This is a genomic window from Pseudarthrobacter sp. AL07, from assembly GCF_029960665.1.
Taxonomy (GTDB): Bacteria; Actinomycetota; Actinomycetes; order Actinomycetales; family Micrococcaceae; genus Arthrobacter.
Genome location: NZ_JASBRB010000027.1, coordinates 25,746 through 46,891 on the forward strand (window position 1 = coordinate 25,746; position 21,146 = coordinate 46,891).

The 21,146-nt window shown below is 64.3% G+C and carries 19 protein-coding genes, 1 tRNA gene and 1 pseudogene; 13 read left to right on the forward strand and 8 right to left on the reverse strand.

Translation table 11 applies throughout. The features are described 5' to 3' along the window. Window positions 1–43: 43 nt before the first annotated feature. Entirely contained in the window at window positions 44–715 is a 672-nt protein-coding gene (locus tag QK290_RS15865) for a GntR family transcriptional regulator (RefSeq protein ID WP_282331593.1), read from the forward strand. Window positions 716–813: 98 nt separating this feature from the next. Here QK290_RS15865 and QK290_RS15870 read toward each other — a convergent pair. Together QK290_RS15870 and QK290_RS15875 are read right to left on the reverse strand one after the other, a co-directional pair. Next, window positions 814–1,254 (reverse strand): annotated as a pseudogene (locus tag QK290_RS15870) (amino acid transporter); the annotation flags it as partial. Window positions 1,255–1,361: 107 nt separating this feature from the next. Beyond that, window positions 1,362–2,783 carry an NAD(P)/FAD-dependent oxidoreductase gene (locus QK290_RS15875; protein WP_282331594.1) on the reverse strand — a complete coding sequence of 474 codons (1,422 nt, stop codon included), beginning with the start codon at window positions 2,781–2,783 and terminating at the stop codon, window positions 1,362–1,364. A gap of 108 nt (window positions 2,784–2,891) precedes the next feature. Here QK290_RS15875 and QK290_RS15880 point away from each other — a divergent pair, with 108 nt between their 5' ends. Then, a complete protein-coding gene (locus QK290_RS15880) occupies window positions 2,892–3,629 on the forward strand; it encodes a TetR family transcriptional regulator (protein WP_282331595.1) in 738 nt (245 codons plus the stop codon). Window positions 3,630–3,728: 99 nt separating this feature from the next. Here QK290_RS15880 and QK290_RS15885 read toward each other — a convergent pair. Further along, window positions 3,729–3,811, reverse strand: a tRNA-Leu gene (locus QK290_RS15885). 330 nt (window positions 3,812–4,141) lie between these two features. Here QK290_RS15885 and QK290_RS15890 point away from each other — a divergent pair. From QK290_RS15890 to pknB, 7 genes are read left to right on the forward strand one after another with little or no spacing between them, the layout of a single operon-like run. Then, window positions 4,142–4,885 (forward strand): DUF3662 and FHA domain-containing protein, encoded by a 744-nt coding sequence (locus QK290_RS15890; protein ID WP_282331596.1) that lies wholly within the window; start codon window positions 4,142–4,144, stop codon window positions 4,883–4,885. After that, the gene (locus tag QK290_RS15895; RefSeq protein WP_185262068.1) at window positions 4,882–5,364 is read left to right on the forward strand and encodes an FHA domain-containing protein; all 483 of its coding nucleotides are present in this window, start codon (window positions 4,882–4,884) and stop codon (window positions 5,362–5,364) included. The genes QK290_RS15890 and QK290_RS15895 overlap by 4 nt, the downstream gene beginning before the upstream one ends. Before the next feature lie 2 nt (window positions 5,365–5,366). Then, on the forward strand, window positions 5,367–7,001 hold the full coding sequence (locus QK290_RS15900; protein ID WP_282331597.1) for a protein phosphatase 2C domain-containing protein: 1,635 nt from the start codon (window positions 5,367–5,369) through the stop codon (window positions 6,999–7,001). Further along, window positions 6,998–8,386: an FtsW/RodA/SpoVE family cell cycle protein gene (locus QK290_RS15905; protein ID WP_282331598.1), complete on the forward strand. Its 1,389-nt coding sequence runs from the start codon at window positions 6,998–7,000 to the stop codon at window positions 8,384–8,386. The genes QK290_RS15900 and QK290_RS15905 overlap by 4 nt, the downstream gene beginning before the upstream one ends. Next, a complete protein-coding gene (locus QK290_RS15910) occupies window positions 8,383–9,843 on the forward strand; it encodes a penicillin-binding protein 2 (RefSeq protein WP_282331599.1) in 1,461 nt (486 codons plus the stop codon). Before QK290_RS15905 ends, QK290_RS15910 begins: the two co-directional genes overlap by 4 nt. Beyond that, window positions 9,840–11,531 (forward strand): protein kinase, encoded by a 1,692-nt coding sequence (locus QK290_RS15915; protein ID WP_282331600.1) that lies wholly within the window; start codon window positions 9,840–9,842, stop codon window positions 11,529–11,531. The genes QK290_RS15910 and QK290_RS15915 overlap by 4 nt, the downstream gene beginning before the upstream one ends. Before the next feature lie 15 nt (window positions 11,532–11,546). Then, the gene (gene pknB / locus QK290_RS15920) at window positions 11,547–13,487 is read left to right on the forward strand and encodes a Stk1 family PASTA domain-containing Ser/Thr kinase (RefSeq protein WP_282331601.1); all 1,941 of its coding nucleotides are present in this window, start codon (window positions 11,547–11,549) and stop codon (window positions 13,485–13,487) included. A 101-nt stretch (window positions 13,488–13,588) separates the two neighbouring features. On the opposite strand, the gene QK290_RS15925 is transcribed toward pknB, so the two are convergent. Genes QK290_RS15925 through QK290_RS15935 form a run of 3 tightly spaced genes read right to left on the reverse strand, consistent with a single transcriptional unit; the run spans window position 13,589 to window position 15,200 of the window. Then, a complete protein-coding gene (locus tag QK290_RS15925) occupies window positions 13,589–14,230 on the reverse strand; it encodes an aminodeoxychorismate/anthranilate synthase component II (protein ID WP_282331602.1) in 642 nt (213 codons plus the stop codon). Continuing rightward, complete coding sequence (locus tag QK290_RS15930; protein WP_181577402.1) at window positions 14,227–14,397, reverse strand: hypothetical protein; 171 nt, start codon at window positions 14,395–14,397, stop codon at window positions 14,227–14,229. The genes QK290_RS15925 and QK290_RS15930 overlap by 4 nt, the downstream gene beginning before the upstream one ends. Before the next feature lie 2 nt (window positions 14,398–14,399). Next, a complete protein-coding gene (locus QK290_RS15935) occupies window positions 14,400–15,200 on the reverse strand; it encodes a class E sortase (RefSeq protein ID WP_282331603.1) in 801 nt (266 codons plus the stop codon). A 174-nt stretch (window positions 15,201–15,374) separates the two neighbouring features. Here QK290_RS15935 and QK290_RS15940 point away from each other — a divergent pair, with 174 nt between their 5' ends. Beyond that, window positions 15,375–15,629, forward strand: coding sequence for a cell division protein CrgA (locus QK290_RS15940; RefSeq protein WP_282331611.1), 255 nt, complete (start codon window positions 15,375–15,377; stop codon window positions 15,627–15,629). A gap of 19 nt (window positions 15,630–15,648) precedes the next feature. Continuing rightward, a complete protein-coding gene (locus tag QK290_RS15945) occupies window positions 15,649–16,281 on the forward strand; it encodes a DNA-3-methyladenine glycosylase I (RefSeq protein WP_282331605.1) in 633 nt (210 codons plus the stop codon). A gap of 1,090 nt (window positions 16,282–17,371) precedes the next feature. Here the strand turns inward: QK290_RS15945 and QK290_RS15950 are convergent. Then, window positions 17,372–18,253: a rhomboid family intramembrane serine protease gene (locus tag QK290_RS15950; protein WP_282331607.1), complete on the reverse strand. Its 882-nt coding sequence runs from the start codon at window positions 18,251–18,253 to the stop codon at window positions 17,372–17,374. A gap of 7 nt (window positions 18,254–18,260) precedes the next feature. Continuing rightward, window positions 18,261–18,806, reverse strand: a complete 546-nt coding sequence (locus QK290_RS15955) for a peptidylprolyl isomerase (RefSeq protein ID WP_185262060.1) — start codon at window positions 18,804–18,806, stop codon at window positions 18,261–18,263. 155 nt (window positions 18,807–18,961) lie between these two features. Between QK290_RS15955 and QK290_RS15960 the strand changes: the two genes are divergently transcribed. Continuing rightward, window positions 18,962–19,939: a hypothetical protein gene (locus tag QK290_RS15960; RefSeq protein WP_282331608.1), complete on the forward strand. Its 978-nt coding sequence runs from the start codon at window positions 18,962–18,964 to the stop codon at window positions 19,937–19,939. Between the two features lie 137 nt (window positions 19,940–20,076). Next, entirely contained in the window at window positions 20,077–20,952 is an 876-nt protein-coding gene (locus tag QK290_RS15965; protein ID WP_282331609.1) for a glycosyltransferase family 2 protein, read from the forward strand. Window positions 20,953–21,146 lie beyond the last annotated feature (194 nt).

A 21,146-nucleotide genomic window follows, 5' to 3' on the forward strand; every position in this document is an offset into this window, starting at 1 on the left:
GGCTGGACGGACCCGCCACCGCCGAAGACAGTAGGAGCACCCTGTGAACAAAATCCGACGTATGACCGCAACTGAGCTGAGCACCGCGGCGCTTCGGCAGCAGATCCTGACCCGCGAAATACTCCCGGGAACGCGGGTCACGGAAGATGCCGTGGCAACTGAACTCGGCGTTTCGCGTGCCACTGTCCGCCAAGCCTTGAACTCCCTGGAGCTAGAAGGGCTACTCGTTCGCAATCCTGCCTCCCGGGTCCTGGAAGTCCTCACCCTCGACCCCGAGGACGTTAGGGAGATTTACCAAGCACGCCGCGTCCTTGAACTAGCTGGCGTGAAGGCTGCCGACGGCGCTCCAGAGGAAGCACTCCTTCAACTCAAAGACGCCATTGCCCAAATGAAGGACGCCGTGACCAACGGTGACGTGGTCGGGTTCGTTGAAGCCGACAAGCTCAGCCATGTAACAACCGTCAGCTTCCTCAAATCCCGCATACTCTCTGAGACGCACGCTTCGCTCATGAGACGCCTCCGGCTCGCCATGACACACCAGGAAGCTGACGAGAACGTCATGGGCGACGAACTGCACGAACATCAGGAATTCTGTGACCTGGTTCTGGCCGGAAAGATCGATGAGGCCCAAAAGAACCTCAATGACCGACTGAACGTTGCAGAACGACAAATGCTCAAGAGCCTAATTGCTCCCCCCATCCACGCTCCTGAATAAAGGAAGCCTCGGTAGGCCGCGGCGGGGTAGCGGACGTCGCGGACCGGCTGGGATCGGCGTACCGGCCGGCACAATGGAGATCTTAGGCAGTCCCTGAATGTGGTGGCGATGTTCAGCGGCAGGTTCTTGCTCAGCTCGCCCAGTTCCGGGTTCGCGAACAGTTGGGCCAGCATGAGATAGAAGAAGTCAACGGCGACGGCCGCCAGATTGGACAGCACAATGATGGTGGCCGCAATCAGCCCCCAGCCCTCCATCCAACCGATCCACGGACCAAAGACGCGCGATGCCCACGTGAACGAGGTGCCGGCGTCGGGCATGGCATTGTTCAGTTCCCGGTAGCCGAACGCCACCAGAATCATTGGGATAAAGCCCACCAGGAAGATCGCCGGCAGCTGAACCCCCACCTCCGATACCGTTGGCCCCAGCGCCGCGGGCTGCGTGTATGCAGGCGCGATACAGGAAACCCCGATCACGACGGCGCCCACCAGCCCCACCGCGCCGGCGTTCAGGCCCTTCCCGCTCAGGCCCTTTTCAGCCAGGCCATTTGTCCACGCCGCTGGCTGTCTGTACTGTCACTTCTTTGGGAACCATGGCCTGGCCTCTCGTAGTTCATTCGACGCTGAATGGATTGGAGCCGGTGCTGCTGTCAGTCGACAGCGGCCATATGTTCTGCACCGGATGCGCCCGCATTGGCTGCAACACCCGCCGCCGCAGCGATGCGCGCCGCCGTACGCCGGCCCATGCAGACGGCCCCGTCAACATGCTGGTAGCCCTCCGCTGCGAGGTCTGAGGAGCACCAGTAGATCGGGCCCACGGGGGTGTGCTGGTCCTTGCCGTAACGGTGCAGGCCGCCCAGATCGTAGCTGGCTGCGTACGCGCCCCGGGTCCATTCTTCGGAGCCCCAGTCGGATTCGTAGTAGACCTCTGGTGCCAGGGCCTTATCCCCCAGGAAGCCGGCAATGGACTCCAAGACCACGCGCTTCCGTTCGGCGGCACTCAACTCGAAGACGGCGTCGGCCTTTTCGTCCGAGATGAAGCCCACCAGCGTTCCGCGCAAATCAGCGTGGTTCGTGTTGTCGTAGACCTCCTGGACCAGCGACCCGGCACCGAAGCCAGTGCCGGAGAGTCCGTCTTCACGCCAGAACGGCGTGCTGTAGACGGCGTGGACCTTGATCACCAGGCCCAGTGACTGGTGCTGGTGCATCTGCTGCTGGCGCCGCGGAAGCGGCGGGTCAAAGGAGACACGCGAGTAGAGGTTCGGCGGCACGGCCATGATCACAAAGCGCGCATTCACGGTGGCACGCTCCGAAACGACACTGACGTGGTGCCCGTCTTCGCCGTCATCCCCCCAGTGGACGGTGCGCACCGGACTGTTAAGTACGACGTCGGCACCCAGTTCCGCTGCCTGCAGCAGGGACACCTGCTGCATCCCGCCGATGACCCGCTTGTCCAGGATGAAGCCCTCATCCGTGAGGTGGCTGAAGGACCCGGCGGAGGCTGCCATCAGCACCGCCTGCAGCGCCGAGAAGGCATGTGCCGGCTTGGTGAGCATGCCGCCCGCAATGAACAGGCCAATGTTGTTGCACGCCTCCTCGTCGGACGAATTGGCGCGCAGCCAGTGGTGGAAGGAAATGGTGTCCAGTTCACGGGCCTTGGGGTGCGCCCAGGGTTCGGTGGCGCCGATTTCCGCGGCGAGGACGTCCAGAATGCCGATCAGCTTGTCCATTTCCGCCCCGGTGGCTCCACTGACCGGGAAGGAATCGCCGGTGTAGCGGGTCTTCGTGCCGTCGGCACCGACATAGACGGATTCGCCCTCACGGTAGCGGGAGTATGTCTTCAGGCCGAGCTCGTCCAGAAGCTCCAGCAGTGCAGTCTGGTCCGGGGAGACCCACTGGCCACCGATTTCCAACATGGCCCCGTCAATGGTGGCGGTCCATGTCCGGCCGCCCACGCGGTCCCGTGCTTCCAGCACTGCCACGCTGAGGCCGGCCTTCTTCAGCTCGCGGGCAGCGGTGAGCCCGGACGGTCCCGCGCCGACGATTACAACGTCGCGGTCAAGATTCAGCATGATGTCCTCTCTGTGGCCACTTGAGTGACGCGTACTACTAAATGAATATCATTCATTTAGTAGTACTGTAGCTGTTGCGCGGCCCGCGAGGAAGCGACCGGTGGAATAATGCTGGGGATACTGCCCGCAGAAAGGCCAGCAATGCCGGCGTCACCAGCCAAGTCACCCAGCATCAAGGAGCACGACCCCGCACCGAAAACCGGTGCGTCGCGGCGTCGCGCGGGGCGGCCGGCCGCCGCCGTCCTGGACCTCGCGGGCATCACCGCTGCAGCCCTGCGGCTCATCGGCAAGAACGGCTACGACGGCCTCACCATGGCCGCACTGGCCCGCTCACTGCACGTGGCGCCGTCGGCCCTCTATAACCACGTGGAATCCAAGCGGGACGTGCTCCTGCTCGTGGAAGACCACCTCGCTGCCCTGGTGGACGTGACTGCGTTCGCCGCAGAGCCCTGGGAGTCGGCAGTGCGGAAATGGGCCTGGAGTTACCGGGATGTCTTCGCGGAACACACGCCCTTGATTCCCGTCATCGCAGTACTTCCCGTGACGGACGCACCCCAGACCCTCGCCATGTATGAGACCGTCAGCGCCGGATTCCGGACAGCCGGATTCCCGGCGGAGCGGATCGTGTCCGCCATCGTGGCCCTGGAATCATTCATCTTCGGATCCGCTTACGACGTCACCGCCCCCGCCGACATTTTCGAATCCGGCCGGATGGCCGAATCGACGCCGAGCTTCACGGGAGCAGTCCGGAGCCTCGCCGCGCAGGGGCACGAGAAACCTGCGGACGAGGCGTTCAGCCTGGGGCTTGAGGCCCTTATCGTGGGCTTCGGGGCGTTAAGGAAGTAGAACCGCTGCCACCCGGCACGAATCCCGGGACTTCGCCCGTGTTGGAGCTTAGACGCAGAAAAGCCCCGATCCTGAGACCGGGGCTTTTCTGGATTTGCGTGCGCGAGGGGGGATTTGAACCCCCACGCCCTTTCGGACACTGGCACCTGAAGCCAGCGCGTCTGCCGTTCCGCCACTCGCGCGCAACTTCTTTTCCATGAATCACGGCCGGTTTCCCGGATCCGCAACCGTGTAAAAGCAGCGAGATCAAGCATAACGGACATCGGCGGCAAAACACCAATTGAGCTCCGGACGCGGTCAAATTCCCCTCCGGGAGCGCGCCTTCCGGGGTCCCGGAACGGGCTTTTCCAGCGGCCCGGCCGTTGCGGATTAAGGTCATTTACAGGCCTGCCCAGTAGTATCTGATGTAGTAGTGCCTGCCACTGCCAGGCAGGCCACTGGGTTCTGAACTGCGTTGTTGGTCGAGTTCCGGAACGAAAACTGCCCCGCAGCAGGGGGGAAAGGAGAAGACCATGGGATTGCTGGACAAGGTCGAGCGCGGTATTGAAAAGGCCGTCCGCGGTGTCTTCTCCACCGGTTCGCGCGCCCAGGTGGAACCTGTGGAAATCGCCAGCCGCCTCCGCCGCGAGGTGGACAACAAAGCCCTCACGATCGCCGCCGGCCGCACGCTGGCCCCGAACGTCTTCGACGTCCAGCTCAGTGATGGCGACTTCACAAGGGCGCAGGAATGGGGCACACCACTCGCCGAAGAACTCTGCGACGTCGTCATCAACCACGTCCGCAGCCAGGGCTACACCCTGCAGGGCTCGGTACGGATCTCCTTCCGCCGGTCCGAGGAGCTGCGCGCCGGCGACTTCGAGATCATCTCCTCCACCGAGAAGTCCAAAGCCGGCCCCGGCGTCGCGCCGGCCAGGCCCAACCTGCCGGCGGCCCCCGGCCGCCCGCCCCTGCGGCTGCAGCCCGTTCTGGACATCGACGGCCAGCGCTACTCCCTCAATGCCCCATCCATCGTCCTGGGCCGGTCTTCCGAGGCTGACATCCTGGTTGACGACACCGGCGTCTCTCGCCGCCACCTCGAGATCCGCACCACCAACGGTGTCACCAGCGCCGTGGACCTCGGCTCCACTAACGGCAGCTACGTCAATGGCCATAAGCTGGCAGACAGCACCGAATTGACCGACGGCTCCACCATCACGATGGGACGGACTAAGATCATCTTTCGCCTGCTTCCCGCCAACCCTGGGGGCCGCCCGTGAGCGACCTGACCATCACTGCGCTGCGGTTTGGCTTCCTGATCCTGCTTTGGGTCCTCATCTTCAGCATAGTTTCGGCCATGCGCCGGGACCTGATGGTGGGCCGCAAAGCTGCCGCCGGCACTCCGACCGCCCGGCAGGTCCGCAAGAATCCGGATCTGGCCGAGGCTCCGCCGCAGACCCTCAAGCAGCAGGCCCACCAACTGGTGGTCACCGAAGGCCCGCTCAAGGGAACCACCATCCCCTTGGCCGCCAGCCCCATCCTGTTGGGCCGCGCGCAGGAAGCCACGCTGATTCTCGAGGACGACTACGCCTCTGGCCGCCACGCGCGGCTTTTCCCGCAGGGCAGCCGCTGGTTTATCGAGGACCTGGGCTCCACCAACGGCACTTACCTGGCCGACCAGCAACTTACCCGGGCCCTGCCCGTTGAACTTGGCGTACCCGTGAGAATCGGCAAGACGGTCATCGAATTGAGGCCATAGCAATGGCCGCTGATCTTCCCGCCGGCGAGGCCACGCCCGTCCAGCGGCCCCTCATCATGCGCTATGCGGCGCGCTCGGACGTGGGACGCATTCGAGCCAAAAATGATGACTCGGCGTATGTCGGCCGCCATTTGGCGGTGGTCGCGGACGGAATGGGCGGCCACGCGGGCGGCGATGTCGCCTCTGCCGCCACCGTGCTGGACATGCTGCACCTGGACCACGACGACCACGACGGCGATGCCGGCACAATCCTCGCTGACGAAATCCAGACGGCCAACTCCCTGCTCTCCGAGCTGGTCCATATCAACCCCAAGCTGGCCGGCATGGGCACCACCGTTACATCCCTGCTTTTGGCAGACGGCAAGCTACATTTCGCGCATATCGGAGACTCCCGGGCCTACCGCCTGCGCGACGGCGAATTTGCCCAGATCAGCATTGACCACACGTTCGTCCAGCGGCTGATCGATGAGGGGCGGCTCCGCCCCGAAGAAGCCGAAACCCACCCACACAAAAACGTCCTTATGCGCGTCCTGGGCGACGTCGACGCCAGCCCCGAGCTGGATCTGGACACCCTGGACGTCCAGCCCGGGGAGCGCTGGCTGCTCTGCTCCGACGGGCTCAACTACGTGGCCGGACACGTGGTGGAGCGGACGGTCCGCGAGACTAAGGACCTCCGCGAGTGCGTCGAAACCCTGGTGAACCTAACGCTTGAAGCTGGCTCACCGGACAACGTCACCGTCGTCATGGTGGAAATCACCGAGGAAACGCCCGACGACGTCAGTACCGCCGCCGTCGACATCGTCCCCTCGCAGCCGGTCACCGAAGCCCCTGCCGCTGACAGCGAAGCAGCTGGCTCTTCACCGGACCCAGAGACGTCCGACGTCAAGAGCCCCGCCGCCGACAAAGCCCCAGAAAAGCCAGCGGCCGCGGAACCTCCGCCCTCCACCGATCCCCATCTGGGCGAGCACCTTTCGGCCGAAGTCCTGCGGCAGGAACTTGCATCGCGCCCGCACGAACTGGTCGGGGCTGCGGCCACCGCGGCCGAGTCCGGTTCCATTCCTACCATTGCCGGCCGCACCGTGGCCCGCCGGGCCGCAACCGTCCTGACGCACAAGGCCGACGCTCCCGTGGCGGAGGTGGATGACGCCGCCCTGGGGCAGCCGAAACCCCGCCGCTGGGTCACCATGTCCATCGCCGCATCCGTGCTGGTGGTGCTGACGGTTGGCCTCTGGCTCGGCTATGCCTGGACCCAGACCCGCTATTACATCGGGGAATACGATTCCCGTGTGGCCATCTATAACGGTGTGTCGCAGCGGCTTGGCCCCATCCAGCTTTCCACCCTCGAAGCCGTAACAGAGATCCAGATGGATTCCCTACCCCAGTTCTCCCAGCAGCGCGTCCGGCAGACAGTTCCCGCACGCGACCTCTACGACGCCCAGCGGATCGTGAAGAACCTTGAAGGCACCGGCACCATTGCCCCGCCGGATGAGTGCCTGACCCCGTCGCCCGCTCCGAGCCCAACAACTGCGCCGGCCGCAACACCCACGGCCCCTGCCCCTTCGTCGGACCCCGCCGCTCCTGCGGCGACCCCGGCCGCCTCCCCCAGCCCCACTACCGCTTGTGAGGGAGGCCAGTGAGCCAGCTCAGCACCGTACCCAAACCCCGCCGCAACGTGGAACTGTTGCTCCTGATTCTCGCCCTGTCTGTGGGCATCGGCGCCAACATGTTAGTGGGCGTTGACCAGGAGAAGGCGTTCGACTCCGATTTCTGGTTCCAGTCCAGCCTCCTCGCGGTGGCTGCCCTGGTCTTCCACCTAGTCCTGCGGATCCGGGCTAAATATGCAGATCCGGTAATACTTCCGTTGGTGGTTGCACTTAACGGCCTGGGACTTGCCATGATCCACCGCCTCGACGCCCCCGGGGAGGACACCGGCAACAACCAGCTCCGCTGGACCCTGATCGCCATGGCCGTGGCCATTGGCGTTATCTGGTTCCTCAAGGACCACCGGGTGCTCCGCCGCTTCACCTACATCTCGCTGGCCGTGAGCGCGCTCCTGCTCATTCTTCCCCTCGTGCCGGGGATCTCGGCCGGCGAAATCCTGGGAGCCCGGGTCTGGATCCGGATGGGTCCCTTGACGTTCCAGCCGGGTGAGATTGCCAAGATCACCCTCGCTATATTCTTCGCCGGTTATCTATCCTCCAACCGCGACCTCATCCTGCTGGCCGGCCGCAAGATCGGCCCGCTACAGTTCCCCCGGTTCAAGGACATGGGGCCCATGATCACCGCCTGGCTGGTGAGCATCGGCGTGTTGATCTTCCAGCGGGACCTCGGCTCTTCCGTGCTGTTCTTTGGCCTGTTCATCGTGATGATCTACGTGGCCACCAGCCGTATCAGCTGGGTGGTTATCGGCTTGGCCCTCATCCTGGGCGGCGGCTTCGTGGCAGCCCAGGTGTTTTCCCATGTCGAGGTCCGCATCTACGGCTGGCTGAACGCCTTCAGCCCGGAAGTTTACGAGACCGGCAGCCGGCAAGTCATCGAGGGACTCTTCGGCATGGCCAACGGCGGCCTGGTGGGTACCGGCCTGGGTCAGGGCCGGCCGGACCTGGTCCCCTTCGCTAACAGCGACATGATCATCGCGTCCATCGGCGAGGAGCTGGGCCTGATCGGACTGTTCGCCGTGGTGCTGATGTACGTCATGCTGTTCACACGCGGGTTCCGGGCTGCGCTGGGCACCCGGGATGCCTTTGGGAAGCTGCTGGCCTGCGGACTTTCCTTCGCTATCGCGCTTCAGTGCTTCGTGGTGATCGGCGGAGTCACACGACTGATCCCGCTGACCGGTTTGACCACGCCGTTCCTCGCCGCCGGCGGTTCGTCGCTGCTGGCCAACTGGATCATCGTTGGCCTGCTCCTGCTGATCTCCCATACGGCGCGGGGACCGGTGGACACCACGCCACTTCCTCCCGGCGGCGCCGCGGAACCTGCAGGAATCGACACTCCCACCGAGGCGGTGAAACAAGCGTGAACCAGGCAATCCGTAGTTCCTGGGTGGCAGCGATCGCCATGTTTGCCTTGATCTTCGGGGCCATCAGCTTCGTCCAGGTGGTGGGTGCCGATGACCTCAAAGACAATCCCCTGAACCAGCGCGCCATTCTGCAGAATTACTGCAACGACCGCGGCGCCATCATCGTGGGCGGGGATCCTGTGGCCGAATCGGTGGAAGGCACGTCCGAGGTCTGCCAGTTCCAGAGAACGTACGCGCAGCCGGCACTTTATGCAGGCATCACGGGCTACTTCTCGAAGAACTACGGTGCCACCGGCCTCGAAGTGGCGATGAACGCGCAATTGGCCGGCAGCTCCGACCAGCAGTTCTTCGACCGGATCGGCCAGCTCTTCCTGGGCAGCCAGCCGAAGGGGGCCTCGGTGGAACTCACCATCGATCCCGCCATCCAGAAGCTCGCCTACGACCTCATTCCGGATGGCCAGCGTGGATCCATCGTGGTCACCAACCCCAAGACCGGCGCCATCCTGGCCATGGTGTCCAAGCCGTCCTATGACCCCAACCTGATCGCCACCCAAGACTCGAAAGCCGAAAACACCAACATCAATGAGCTGGTCAAGGTCCCCGGCATCAACCTGAACCAGAATGTCAGCGGGCCCACGGGTGAACTGCTCGCTCCGGGGTCAGTCTTCAAGCTGGTGGATACCGCCGCGGCCCTCGCCTCCGGGAAGTACAACAAGGACAGCGTGCTCCCCAACCCGGCCGAGATGCCGTTCCCGGGGATCCAGTACAAGCTGCCGAACTACGCCGGGGGCAACTGCTACACCCAGGAGACGGCCAGCTTTGCCTTCGCCCTGCAGCAGTCCTGCAATACGCCGTTCGCCAGCATTGCCCTCGACCTGGGCCGCGACGCCATCGCCGAGCAGGCGGCAAAGTTCGGCTTCGGCGAGGTACTTGGCGATCAGCTCAAGCTCGCCTACGCCAAGGGCAACGGCTTCCCCGATGAACTGGACGGGCCAGGCCTGGCCCAGTCCGCCATTGGCCAGAAGGACGTGCGCGCCACGCCGCTGCAGATCGCAATGATGACCGCCGCCATCGCCAACAATGGCGTCCAGATGAGCCCCAGCCTTGTCAAGACCGTGCGGTCCCCGGACCTTCGGGTCATTGACGAACCCAAGCCTGAAGCACTCCGGACTTCCACCACGCCGGAGATTGCCCGGCAGATCACCGAATGGATGACCAGCGCGGTGAGCCAGGGCATCGCCCGCGGCGCGGCTGTCCCCGGTGTTCAGGTGGCCGGCAAAACCGGAACCGCCGAACTGGGCAACGGCCTGAACAACTCCTGGTTCACCGGGTTTGCCCCCGCCAACAACCCGGAGGTGAGTGTCACCATCGCCATGGAGGGCGTAGACATCACCACCGGTGCACAGCTAACCAGTCCGAACGCGAAGAAGATTTTTGAGGCGGTGTTGAATAAGTGAGGCCTACAACGGGAATCACCCTCGGCGGCAGATTCCAGCTGACCACGCGGATTGCGATCGGCGGGATGGGCGAGGTCTGGAAGGCCAAGGACCAGGTCCTGGGCCGGATTGTCGCCATCAAGGTACTCAAGGAGGAATACACCGGTGATCCCGGATTCCTCCAGAGGTTCCGCGCGGAGGCACGCCACACCGCCCTGTTGAACCACGTGGGCATCGCCAATGTCTTTGACTACGGCGAGGAGGATGGCTCCGCCTACCTGGTCATGGAGCTCGTTCCGGGCCAGCCGCTGAGCAGCATCATCGAGCACGAGCAGGTACTGTCCCCGGACCGGACGCTCTCCATGATGGCGCAGACCGCCCGCGCCCTTTCCGTCGCCCACGCCCAGGGGCTGGTCCACCGCGACATCAAGCCGGGCAACCTGCTGATCACACCCGACGGCCGGGTCAAGGTCACCGACTTCGGCATCGCCCGCCTGGCCGACCAGGTCCCGTTGACACAGACAGGCCAGGTCATGGGGACCGCCCAGTACCTCGCCCCGGAGCAGGCCACCGGCCAGACAGCTACCGGCGCCTCGGACATCTACTCACTCGGCGTGATCGGCTACGAGTGCCTCACCGGACACCGGCCCTTCTCCGGCGAATCCCAGATCGCCATTGCCCTGGCGCAGGTCAACGATGCCCCGCCGCCGCTTCCGGAGACCCTGCCCAGACCGGTCCGCGCGCTGCTGATGTCCATGCTGGCCAAGGACCCCAAGAACCGCCCTGCCAACGCCATCAAGCTGTCCGAAGCTGCCGAGGCCATCCGCAACGGCGACATTGATGCCGCGCACGCGGCGGTTCCCGGCATGTTGCTCTTCGAAGCGACAACCGGCCCCATTACGGCACCGGTGGACATTGCCACAGCGCCCACGGGTGTTATCGCCCACAAGGACAGCAACACAACGTCCACGTCCGCCCTGCCCGTGCTTGGTGCCGCTGCCGGTGGCGCTGCAGTCGGCGCCGCGGCCGCGGGCACAGCCACCGGAGCCGGCAGCACGCTTTCGCGTGCGGACGCCCTGGCTGCGGAGCGCAGTTGGGTGCAGGAGGAAGAAAAGTACGACGACGAACCCGAGGACGAGCCCGAGCGTCGCGGCCGCAGCCCCTGGACCTGGCCGCTGGTCGCCTTGATCGTGCTGGTTCTGTTCGCGCTGGTGGGGTTCTTCCTGACGCAGGCCGGGATTTTCAACCCGGCCAACACCACCACTAACTCGGCATCCAGCAACCCGCCGTCCACCAGCGCCAGCCCTACGGCGACCTCGGCGTCCGCGACGCCCACCCCCAGCCGGACCACCGACGCGCCCACGCCCACGCCCACTCCGACGCCCACCCCCAGCACGGTGGACATTATTTCGGCGGCATACCTCGGGAAGGACTACCGTCAGGTCCAGGGGACGCTTGAAACCATGGGTCTGTCCGTGCGGGTCATCCCGCAGCAGAGTACTTCCGCTGCGGGAACGGTGTTGCAGGTCAATCCCACGGGCACCGTGCCCAAGGGGGCTGAAGTGACCGTGACTTACGCCGTTCCTGCCCCGGCCACTACGCCGGCCGTTCCGCCCTCCTCGCCAGCCGCCTCGGCTCAGCCGACGTCCGCCCTGCCCAGCTGCACCCCCGGCCAGGTGCAGGGCTTACCCCCTACCTGCGCGCCTTAGTCGTCAGGATTGACAGTGAATGACTCGCCCCGCACTCCGCTGCACCGGGAGGACAGCCTCCCGGTGGACAATCAGCGCGTCCTGAGCGGCCGCTACGAACTCGGCGGAATCATCGGCCGCGGGGGGATGGCGGATGTTCACCGCGGAGTCGATACCAGGCTGGGCCGGACAGTTGCCGTCAAGCTTCTCCGCCCCGATATGGCCAGGGATCCGCAGTTCCAGGCGCGGTTCAAACGCGAAGCGCAGTCCGTTGCGGCGCTGAACCACCCCTCCATCGTGGCCATTTACGACACCGGCGAACACACCGTTCCAGATGGCTCGGACGACAGTGTCCGGGTGCCCTACATCGTGATGGAGTTTGTCGAGGGCAGGACCATCCGCGACCTGATCCGGGCCAAGGAAGTCAGCATCGACCAGGCTATCGACTTTTGCCTTGGCGTGCTCTCCGCGCTTGAATACAGCCACAAGGCCGGCATCGTCCACCGCGACATCAAGCCCGCCAACGTGATGTTCTGCGAAGGCTCCAATTCCGTGAAGGTCATGGACTTCGGAATTGCCCGGGCCATCGCCGATTCCTCGGCCACCATGACGCAGACCCAGGCCGTGGTGGGCACGGCCCAGTACCTCTCGCCCGAGCAAGCCCGGGGCGAAACAGTGGATGCGCGCAGCGACCTTTACTCGGCTGCCTGCCTGCTCTACGAAATGCTTACCGCCCGGCCGCCCTTCATTGGTGACAGCCCGGTCTCCGTGGCATACCAGCACGTCAGGGAAATTCCGGAGCCAGCCAGCAGCGTGAATCCGGAGGTTTCGGCCGCCCTGGACAGTGTCTTGGCCAAGGCGTTGCAGAAGAACCGGACGGACCGTTTCCAGGACGCGGCTGCCTTCCGGCGTGCGCTGCGCGCCGCGCGGGCGGGCGTGTCCGTGCCCGTGCTGGCCGCAACCGAAGCCCCCACCGATCCCAACGACCACGTCCCGACGCCGGAACGCCCGCCCGTGACAGAGGCGTTCGGGCTCACCGGTGCGGGTTTCCTCGACGATGTCCCCACCGGCTGGCAGCGCAACGCGGACGACACCCGCACTGACGGGAGAGTCCCCCTCATGGCGGGCGACGCGCGCGAACCGTCTGATGTCGACGAGCTTCCCCTGGGCTTCGCTCCGGAACGTGAGCGGACCGCCCGGCAGAAGTCCCGTCGTCGTACATGGATGGCTATCCTGTTGATCTTCACCCTGCTGATCCTTGGCGGCGGCGGTTTCTGGCTGTACAGCACCGTAAACCGGCCCGCGCCCCCGCCGCCCCAGGTGCAGGTCCCGGCGGTGGCGGCGCTGACGGAATCGGCGGCGCTGCAGGAACTTTATGGTGCCAACCTGCGTCCGCAGATCAAACGGAACAAACACGAGACCATACCAAGCGGGACGGCCATCGGTACTGACCCGGTGGCCGGGACCTCGGTTAATCCCAACGCGGAGGTGATCCTGAATATCTCTGAAGGCCCAAGCGCCGTCAAGATTCCGGAAACCCTTCCGGGCCAGACGGAGGCGGCGGCCCGGGACATCCTGCGCCAGAACGGCCTGCAGGGCGCCGCGTCCACCACCACCGCCAACAGTGCCACCGTGCCTGCCGGCAGGGTGATTACCACCAGCCCCTCGCCGGGCCAGATGGTGGGTGTGGGCACCACGGTGGAGATCGTGATTTCCACCGGCAAGGTATCCATGCCTGGACTGATCAATCTTCCGCGCGCCGAGGCGGAGGCGGCGCTGAAGGAACTAGGACTGGTCCCAAACATCCAGGAAGTGGAAAACTCTGAGGTCGCGGCGGGTATCGTTACGGGGCAAAGTGAGCAGGTCAACGCCGTCGTCGACCAGGGCAAGACCATCAACGTAGAGGTGGCTAAGGCACCGGCACCGCCGCCCACACCAACGCCAACCGCCACGCCCACAGCCACCAAAAAGGGCTGACCCGCACCCGCTCCTTGAGCCAACGCGGGGTCACTTCGCGCCCATGTTCCCCTCCGGGATGGGCGGGAAGTGACCCCGCGTTGTTTGAGGGTGGGTGCCTGTCAGTGCTGGATGAGCGGGCTCAAAGTGGCGGCCCGGGCGGCAGCCCCCGCCATGCCCAGTGACTCAAGCCAGTTGCCCAGCATCTGGTAGCCGCCTTCGGTCAGGACCGACTCCGGGTGGAACTGCACGCCGCACAGCGGTGCAGTACGGTGCTGCAGGCCCATCACGACGCCGGTCGCTGTTTCGGCGGTGATCTCCAGGACGTCGGGGATGGTGTCCCTGACCGCTGCAAGCGAGTGGTAGCGCGTCGCTGTCACGGGGGAGGGGAGCCCGGCGAAGACGCTGGTGCCGTTGTGCTCCACCAGCGATGTCTTGCCGTGCATCAGCTCCGGCGCGTGGGTCACCGTGCCGCCGTAGGCTTCAGCCAGGGCCTGATGGCCCAGGCAGACACCGAACATGGGCTTCTTGTTCGCGCCGCACCACTTGATCAGCTCAATGCACACACCCGCCTCGGCGGGGTTCCCCGGACCGGGTGAGATGAGCACGCCGTCGCGCGATTGGGCCATCTCGATGGCTTCGGCGAGGGTCACATCGTCATTGCGGACAACGGTGGTCTCGGCGCCGAGCTCCTGGAGGTAGCCCACCAGGGTGTAAACGAAGCTGTCGTAGTTGTCTACGACCAGGATTTTAGTTGTGGTCATGGCTGGCTTGCAGAACCAATCGTTGAGTCGGTGAATGCGGTGAACCCGGACATCCAGGGGAACAGGAATTGAACCATCAGGATCAGTGCGCCGGCGATGAGCACCAGCGAGGTGAAGATCCGGAGCCAGAGGGGGCCCGGCAGGTGGCGGAAAATCCAACCGTACATACTCAGCTTCCTCCCACCGCTGCGGTCACCTGGGCGGCGATCTCGGCCGGCGGTCCCGCCGAGGCAGGCCGCCAGCTGTCCAGCAGCGCGTAGGCGATGATGCGTTCCTCGGCGCCGAAACGCGGATTGCAACTGGTCATGGTGAGGAAGCTTTCGGTGGGAGTGATGCCGGGGCGGGTGGGGACCGGTTCCAGGACATCGGTCCGGGACGGCATCACGATCTGGTTATTGCGGAAGACATAGATGTAAAAGCCGTCCTTGGTCTGGACGTAGATTTTGTCGCCCGGGACAAGGGTGTGGATATTGTCCAGGACGGCACCGTGGGTCTGCCGGTGACCGGCCACGGCGAAGTTCCCGACGGCGCCCGGCATCGCCGTGTTGGCGTAATGGCCGAGCCCCAGCGTATCCAGGACATCCCCAGTGGTTCCCTGCACGATGGGCCGCGTGTAGTTCGGGCCAAACCGGGGGATGTACATAATGCCGATAGTGCCGGCATGGCCTGGTGCCGAGGAAACCGTTGGAGTGCCGTAATCCACCGGCGCTGCCGCTGGACCCGGTTCCGGGACTGCGGGCACCGTACCGCGCAGCCCCTGGGCGAATTCCTTGATGACCGCGCTCTGCTTGGCGTCGGATTCGATGTTGGTCCACCACAGCTGCCAGCCCACAAAGAGCAGGAGAACAATGCCGGCCGTGATGAGCAGCTCGCCGAGCAACTGCACGGTCCCACGCAGATTGGAAGCGCGGGCGGGCGCCGCACGGGCGGGCCCGCTGGCAGCGCGCCTCGCCTTTTCCTGCACTACCACGCGTTCTCCTCCGGGGTGGCCGCGATGGGCATTTGAGTGCCCTGACTACGGCTAGAATTGACTGCTAGTAAGAATCCAGATTTGACCAAGATCGCGCTGACCGCTGGCACCTTCCTTCTTGCAGGATATCAAGCCCGCGACGCCGAGCTTGCTCCAGTCCGCCAAGGAGAGCACGTGCCCGAGTCAAAGCCTCGCAAGAAGACTTCCAGCGCCACGCAGCCCGCTTCCGGGGCACAGACGTATAAGCCCAACGCTGTCTGGTTCAAGCCAGTGATGTTCGGCCTGATGATCATCGGGCTCTTCTGGATCATCACGTTTTACATCAGCGAGGGCCGGTTCCCTGTCCAGGCCTGGGCGTCGTGGAACATTGTGGCCGGCTTCGGCATTGCCATCATTGGCTTCCTGATGACCACGCGCTGGCGTTCCTGACGCTGACCGCAGGACCCGTATGACTCCCGTAGCAGCGGTCCAGCCCCGAAACGAGGGTGAGGCCGGATCTGTCCTGGGCGACGACGGCCTCGCCCGTCCGCCGTGGGCGGCCGTGGATCCGCTGTTGCGCGAATACTATGACTCCGAGTGGGGCCTGCCCGTCCGGCACGAACAGGGCCTCTACGAGCGCATCTGTCTTGAGGGTTTCCAGGCAGGCCTCTCCTGGGCCACGATCCTGCGAAAGCGCCCTGCCTTCCGTCAGGCTTTCCTCGACTTCCAGCCGGACGCTGTTGCCGCCTTTACGGAAGCGGATGTCGAGCGCCTGCTCCAGGATCGCGGCATCGTCCGCAACCGGCTCAAGATCCGGGCCACTATCGCCAATGCCCGGGCCACCATCGCGCTGCGCGAGCGGCAAGGCCTGGTTGCCTTCGTCTGGCAGTTCCAGCCCACAACCACTCCCCAGCCGGTAACGCACGCGGAGATCCCCACGCAGTCACCGGAATCGGTGGCGCTGTCCAAGGCCCTGCGGAAGCAAGGGTTCTCGTTCGTTGGCCCCACCACCATGTTCGCCCTCATGGAAGCCATCGGCATGGTGGACACCCATCTTCTGCACAGCCACCGGCGCGGTTCCTCAGGCGTCTGGCAGGGTTGACCGGCAACAGCCGGGCTGGTGGGCGGGCGCCCCGCCGCCGGCTGATCTGGCATTCCTCCGGATAAGTTCTCCCCAGCTGTTGGGAAAGTTATCCACACTGTGCATAACTTTCCCGGGCCGAAAGCGATGACATCCTGTGCAGGCCTTGGTCCACGGGACCCGGATCCAAGTCGCTCGGACGAACAGTTATTAACAGTGTGGATTAGCTGTGGATAATCGCCCGCGCTAAGCGGTCGCGGCGAACCGAATGGTGACTGGTGATGGCACGGCCAGGGCCACCCAATCCCCGTCCGTGAACAGGGCCGTCTCCCGCGCATTGATCAGTGCGGGGGTCCTGCGGTCTATCCCGGCGGCTTCGCGGGTCAATCCCGGCGGCTTCGCGGGTCAATCCCGGCGGCTTCGTGCGCTTACACCCCAAGACCGTTGAGGCCACGCCATACCGCGGGGTGCTGCCTGTCGAGGTAGATGTGCTGGGTGGTGGCGCCGGCGCTCAAGGCGATCCTCCTGGCTGGGAGCCCGTGTGTTCGGTTGCTGCGTACGAGGGCCCTCGCACGGGCAGGTGTTTTCCACTTACTAACACTGGGCTACCCACAACTTATCCACAGTTGTGGATAACAATCCACAGAACGGGTCGGGGCGACCTCCTCAGATGCCCCAACCCGGTAAACACCGAAGTTTAACTACATGCCTGTAAGTTATGAATACTGTGAACAACCCTGTTGATACGGGCAGCGCAAATCCCTTCGTGCAGGGCTGTACTGCCGAAAACGGCCATGTTATCCACAGGTCGGGTCTAAGAGGCGTGTTTTTCCACTTAACCACAAGCACATCCCCAGGGGTTGTCCACAATTGTGGACAACGGGAGGATCAAAGCCGGGAAATGGCGGACATCCGGGCCCAGGGAAACATCGCAATCCTGAACTACACCCGTGTAAGTTACCAACAGTGTGGATAAGCCCTGTGGATAACTTTGAGTACCGGCCGTGGCCTGCGACTGCCACGGCCTGCTGGGGGCAGCGAAAACCCCGGTGTCCAATGGGACACCGGGGTCTGGGAAGGAGTCCGGAGGTGGGTCGGCGGACCCGGGCAGTCAGCCCGTCGTGACGCGGAGCCAGCTCACCAGGGTTAGCAGAAGAACCACTCCGGCCAGTCCGGCCGCGTGCAGCAGGCGCTGCCGGGGGCCACGGGGCGTGTAAGCAATCACGGCAGCGCAGAGGGCGCCGGTGACAAGGCCGCCCAGGTGGGCCTGCCAGGCGATCTGTGGGACCACAAATCCGATCACGCCGTTGATGGCGATCAGGATCCACAACTGCCGCGTATCCCCGCCACGGTGCCGCTGCACCAGAAGCATCGCGCCGAAGAGTCCAAAGATGGCGCCCGAGGCGCCCACCACGCCGGCAAGAGGCACTCCCGGCACATAGCCGGGGGTCAGAAGAAGGTAGCCAACGGACCCCCCGATGGCAGAGATGAGATACAACGCCAGGAACCGGACCCGGCCCAGGAGCGGTTCGAGTGCCTGGCCGAAAATCCACAGCATGTACATGTTCAGCACAATGTGGAGGATGAATCCCTGTGAATGCAGGAATGCCGCCGTCAGCATCCGCCAGGGTTCGAACTCACCAAATTCGGGGCTGGCGAACACATTGGCGAACGCCAGGTTCTGGTAGACCCACTCGTCGGGAACTATCCATTGCAGAACGTACATCACCGCACACAGGGCGATAATTCCAAACGTCACCACCGGTTTGTCGGTTGCCACGGCTCCGCCGTAGACAGTCTTGACGGCCGGCGTCGTCCGCTTGGTTTCGTTGACGCAGTCAACACACTGGAATCCGACGGCGGCCGCCCGCTGGCAGTCCGGGCACGCTGGGCGCCCGCAGCGCTGGCAGCGCACATAGGAGGGCCTGTCCGGGTGCCTGGGGCACACCGGAATTTGCGCGGACGGCTCAGCCGCCGGAATTCCGTAGCTCATGCGCTGGTTAGAGCTGCTCGATGTCGATGCTGTTGATGGTGACGTCCTCAACCGGGCGGTCGCCCATACCGGTGCGGACGCCCTCGATCGCGTCGACGACCTTCTTGGAGTCCTCGTCAGCAACCTCACCGAAGATGCTGTGCTTGCCCTGCAGCCAGTCGGTGGGGATGGTGGTGATGAAGAACTGTGAGCCGTTGGTGCCCTTGCCCGCCTGGATGCCGGCGTTGGCCATGGCCAGTTTGTACGGGGCGTTGAAGCTGAGTTCAGGGTGGATTTCGTCGTCAAACTTGTAGCCCGGTCCGCCCACGCCACGGCCCAGCGGATCGCCGGCCTGGATCATGAAGTCCTTGATGATGCGGTGGAAGATGGTGCCGTCGTACAGCGGCGTGCCCGTCTTGTCCTCGCCGGTCTCGGGGTGGGTCCAGGCCTGCTCACCGGTGGCCAGGCCAACGAAGTTCTTGACCGTCTTCGGCGCATGGTTGCCGAAGAGATCAACGACGATGTCGCCGAGGCTGGTGTGGATGGTTGCTTTTGCAGTTGCGATTGCAGTCATACCGCCCATTCTTTCACGGCCGGTCAACGCGGAAGGGGCATGACGGGCAGTTCCGCGCTGGGTGAAATCAGCCGGAAATCCGCTGGAAGAATAGCCCGTGCAGGTCATGGCACGTAGGCTAACAACAGAACCGTCACATTAATCGGGAGGTAGTTGTGAAGAAATCGGATCGTATTGCCCGCGACCTTGAACAGTCAGTTAACAGCGCAGTTGAGAACGCCAAGGACTGGGCATCCCCCCGCGTGGAAGCAGCAGTGGATTGGGCAGTTCCCCGCCTGCAGCATGGCCTGGACACCGCATCTCCCAGGATCCAGGAAGGGCTTAAGACCGCGGCCCACAACCTTGCCGACGGCGTCGCAACAGTGACACCGCGCATCCAGGAGGGTCTCGCCCAGCTCGCCCCGAAAATTCACGACGCCGTTGAGGTCGCCACCCCGCGCCTGCATGAGGCACTGGACAAGGCCACTCCCGTTATCCAGAACGCGCGGGACCGCGTGGTGGTGGAATACCTGCCGCGCCTTTCGGACCAGATCGGCTACGCATCCGACGCCGTGCACCGCACCTTGGAAAGCGCGCCGTCCCACGTGGATGCCGTCGCCCAGCGGTTCGCCGATTCCGGCGTTGTGCATTCCCTCCAGGAACAGGCGCAGACGGCCGGCACCCAGCTGAAGGCAGCCGCGCATGAAGCCGGTAAGGCTGTCGGCGTCCAGATCGCCCAGCCACAGAAGCCCAGGAAGCGCGGCTGGCTGGTGTTCGGCATCATCGCCGCAGCCGTCGCCGCCGGCGTCGCGGCCTGGAAAGCCTCCAAGCCCGTGGAAGACCCGTGGAAGACCCCTTCTCCTGTCACTCCTGCGCCGGTTCCTGCCACCACGGTGAACGACGCCAAGGAAACAGCCGAGGACACAGCCAGCAAGGCCGCAAGCGCCGCGGCTTCGGTCTCTGACGCCGCGGCCGACCAGGCGCAGGATGCTGCAACGGATGCGAAGGACACCGTGGACGACGTCGACGAGAAGGCCAAACACGTTGCCGATGAATCGGCAGACGCGGCAGCCAAGGCATCCACCGATGCCAAGACCGCCATCAAGAACATCGCGGCCAACATGAACGGTGGCGCGGACAAGGACAGCAACTAGCACGTCCGGCGCCACAGCGCCGTCCATATGAAGGGGCTCCGCCTGGTGCGGGGCCCCTTCAAGGTTTCCCCAGTGTTTGTCCGGACCGGACCCAGCCGCTGGCAGGTCAAATCCCGATCGGTGCTAAATTTGATCTGATGTCAGCCGATAAATCCTCTGGGGATGCCTTGAACGACGCAGCACAGCTGCCGTGCGTGTCCGTTGTTATCCCGGCCTACAACGAGGAAAGTGTCATCCGGCAGTGTCTCATCGCTGCGGTGTACCAGTCGGTTCCGGCCCACGAGATCATCGTGGTGGACAACCTCTCCACTGACCGCACCGCCGCCATCGTGGCGCAGATGCAGCTGGAGTATCCGGAAAGTCCGATCATCCTGCTCAGCCAGGACCGGGACCAGGGCCTGATTCCCACCCGGAATTTTGGCCTCAACCACGCCACCGGCGACATCCTGGGACGCATCGACGCGGATTCGGTTGTCGAGCCGGACTGGGTTGAACAGGTCCAGAAGGCCTTTCTTGACCCGACAGTCCAGGCAGCCACCGGACCGGTGGTCTACTACGACATGCCGATGCGGCGGTTCGGGCTCAAGGCAGACGACAAGATGCGCCAGCTCATGCTCAAGCTCGCCAAGCACCAATACCACTTCCTGTTCGGCTCCAACATGGCCCTGCGCGCCACGGCATGGGAAACCATCCGTGACGAAACCTGCCGTGACGCCAAGGACGAGATGCACGAGGACATCGATCTCTCCCTGCACCTCGCCGACCACGATCTCAAGGTCCAGTACTGGCCCCAGATGGTCTCCGGGATGTCCGCCCGCCGGCTCGAGGATTCACCGCGGGACTACCGGTATTACGTGACCCGCTTCGACCGCACGTACAAGGCGCACAACGTCAAGAAGATGGCCCTCAAGGCACCCATGGTGGTATTCTTCTCGGTTTACTTCCCGGCGAAGCTCCTGCGGGCGATCCATACGGTCAACACCGCCCAGCCTGTCCGTCGCGGCGGACAGTAAGCTCGCCCCCACGTCCTGCTTCGAGGGCCTGGCCTCAGTCCGTTCCAAGGTCGGCCAGACGGCCCGACTGCGGCTCATCCGCATGCGGGCCGGAGCTGTCCCTGCGTTTCCGTGAACCCGACCTCTGTCCCAGAACCCAGGGCTCCTGACCGAGCCATTTAATTTGTGGGTGACGTTTCTTTGTTTTTGATCTC

Coding starts and splice junctions, on each gene's coding strand:
- QK290_RS15875 (WP_282331594.1), bottom strand. CDS start 2,783: ATGCTGAATCTTGACCGCGACGTTGTAATCGTCGGCGCGGGACCGTCC.
- QK290_RS15880 (WP_282331595.1), top strand. CDS start 2,892: ATGCTGGGGATACTGCCCGCAGAAAGGCCAGCAATGCCGGCGTCACCA.
- QK290_RS15890 (WP_282331596.1), top strand. CDS start 4,142: ATGGGATTGCTGGACAAGGTCGAGCGCGGTATTGAAAAGGCCGTCCGC.
- QK290_RS15900 (WP_282331597.1), top strand. CDS start 5,367: ATGGCCGCTGATCTTCCCGCCGGCGAGGCCACGCCCGTCCAGCGGCCC.
- QK290_RS15925 (WP_282331602.1), bottom strand. CDS start 14,230: ATGACCACAACTAAAATCCTGGTCGTAGACAACTACGACAGCTTCGTT.
- QK290_RS15930 (WP_181577402.1), bottom strand. CDS start 14,397: ATGTACGGTTGGATTTTCCGCCACCTGCCGGGCCCCCTCTGGCTCCGG.
- QK290_RS15945 (WP_282331605.1), top strand. CDS start 15,649: ATGACTCCCGTAGCAGCGGTCCAGCCCCGAAACGAGGGTGAGGCCGGA.
- QK290_RS15950 (WP_282331607.1), bottom strand. CDS start 18,253: ATGAGCTACGGAATTCCGGCGGCTGAGCCGTCCGCGCAAATTCCGGTG.
- QK290_RS15955 (WP_185262060.1), bottom strand. CDS start 18,806: ATGACTGCAATCGCAACTGCAAAAGCAACCATCCACACCAGCCTCGGC.
- QK290_RS15965 (WP_282331609.1), top strand. CDS start 20,077: ATGTCAGCCGATAAATCCTCTGGGGATGCCTTGAACGACGCAGCACAG.